Source organism: Aquimarina algiphila (assembly GCF_007489275.1).
GTDB lineage: Bacteria > Bacteroidota > Bacteroidia > Flavobacteriales > Flavobacteriaceae > Aquimarina > Aquimarina algiphila.
The window spans coordinates 1-261 of record NZ_VLNR01000264.1 but is presented as its reverse complement, the minus strand read 5'-3'; the positions used below and the strand labels follow the sequence as shown (position 1 = coordinate 261).

Here is a 261-nt window from a genome sequence, read left to right as displayed (position 1 = left end):
ATCCTTAGTGAATGCTCACTTAGGATACTATAAGGTATTAATCCAAATTTCTCTGGGCTATCCCTTACTATAAGGTAGGTTCTATACGCGTTACGCACCCGTGCGCCGGTCGTCATCAAGTGCAAGCACTCATGTTACCCCTCGACTTGCATGTGTTAAGCCTGCCGCTAGCGTTCATCCTGAGCCAGGATCAAACTCTTCATCGTTTGTCTTTAAATATTATTCAAAACAATACAACGGAATTATAATTCGTATCTCAAT

The 261-nt window shown here is 41.8% G+C and carries 1 rRNA gene; it reads right to left on the bottom strand.

From position 1 onward, the window contains the following. Nucleotides 1-206: ribosomal RNA gene (locus FOF46_RS31230) — 16S ribosomal RNA — on the bottom strand; the annotation flags it as partial. Between the last annotated feature and the right edge of the window lie 55 nt (nucleotides 207-261).